Source organism: Cellulomonas sp. P4_B5_2 (assembly GCF_056402235.1).
On record NZ_JBFUHU010000497.1, the window covers coordinates 1 to 1,617 of the forward strand.

Genomic DNA, 1,617 nt, shown 5'->3' on the forward strand with positions numbered 1-1,617 from the left:
CTGCTGGACCACCCCCACTTCGACCCCTACGGCAACCCGATCCCGGGCCTCTGCTGGACCACCCCCACTTCGACCCCTACGGCAACCCGATCCCGGGCCTGGGGGAGATCGGCGAGGAGACCACGCACGTCAGCTTCCTCGACGGCGTCACGTCGCTGGTGACCTACCGCGGCGAGCCGGGGGCCGACGGGGTCGAGCGGGCCGTCGTCGCCCGCATCGCGGAGCCGCTGCAGGTGGACGTCGAGCTGCTCGCGCGGCTGGCCGAGGCCGGCGTGCTGCCGCACCAGGAGATCGTCATCGAGCGCAGCCTCGGCACCGTGACGGTGTCCACGCCGGGGTCGGAGACCGTCCTGGACCTGCCCGAGGACGTCGCGCGGCACATCTTCGTCGGGGCCCGCTGACCCGCCTGAGAGGCCCCTGGACGGCCCCTGGGGGCGCTGTCTCCCGCACGACCGTGATCTTCGTGATCCCCCGGGAGTGTGACCTGTGCGCGCGCTCCCACGCCTCTGATCGGCGTCTTTGCAGGTCACCTCGGAGTTTGGACCACGCGTCCAGGACGGGTGTCCTACACGAGCGGAGATTTCCGTGATCGGAACGTGACAATCGCGGCGGACGTCCTGTACGTTCGACCTGCTTCTCCAGAACCCTCCTCCGGAGAAGCCCTCGAGCGGAACGCCTAACCCTGCCGCCGCCACGAGGTCCGCACTGACCGCCGGCAGGGGCGGGGGACCCAATTGCGGGCACCGGAAGTTCGGTGTCCTTGGGGTGAAGCCGGAGATCCGATCTCGATCGGGGACACGGCCGGGTGTTCTCCCACCCGAACCCGACAGCTGACCTCGTAGGCATCAGGAGAGGCAACGCGTGACCGTGAGCACCACTCGCGCCCGCCATCGTGCGGCGCGCCGTCCATCGACGCCCTTGACCGAGTTTGCTGCAGCCGCCTCGGACCAGATGGGCACCGTCGGACGCCGTACTGCCGTCGTGGCCGCATCGTCGGGCCTCATCGTCTCGATGCTCGGCTCGTCCGCCACTGCCGCCCCCGGTGGTGACGCGGGCGCACTTCCCGCCGTGGACACCGCAGCGCTGACGGCTTCGGCCCGCGCCGTGCTGAACACCGCCCCCGTCGTGACCGCCCCGGTCGAGGCCGCGTGGACGTTCGACGCCCCGGTCGTGACGGCCGAGACGCCGCCGCCCCCGCCGCCGGTCAAGGTGAAGGCCGCCGCCTCGCGCAGCACCACGCGTGCCACCACCGCCACCACGACCGCCGCCGTCGCCAACGCACCGGCCCCGTCGTCGGTCTCCGGCAACGCGGTCCTCGAGATCGCGGCCCGCTACGTCGGCACGCCGTACCTCTCCGGTGGGACCACCCCGGCCGGCTTCGACTGCTCCGGCTTCACCAGCTACGTCTTCGCGCAGCTCGGTATCACCCTGCCGCGCACGTCGGCCGGACAGAAGGCCGCGGGCACCATCGTCTCGCGGGCGGACGCCCAGCCTGGTGACCTCATCTGGAGCCCCGGCCACATCTCGATCTACGCCGGCGGCAACCAGCAGATCGACTCGCCCCGCCCCGGCAAGACGATCCAGTTCCGGGACATCTGGCAGAGCTCGCCCGTCTTC

Annotated in this window: 2 protein-coding genes and 1 riboswitch; both genes read left to right on the plus strand. The window is 71.4% G+C overall.

The annotated features are described in order from the left end of the window. Positions 1-401, plus strand: a 401-nt coding sequence (locus AC1DUQ_RS21585) for a ferrous iron transport protein A (protein WP_477074619.1), incomplete at its 5' end; no start/stop codon positions are given. Positions 402-693: 292 nt separating this feature from the next. Beyond that, positions 694-859, plus strand: a riboswitch (cyclic di-AMP (ydaO/yuaA leader). A gap of 122 nt (positions 860-981) precedes the next feature. Further along, the coding region (locus AC1DUQ_RS21590; RefSeq protein WP_477074620.1) for a C40 family peptidase at positions 982-1,617 on the plus strand (636 nt) is incomplete at its 3' end.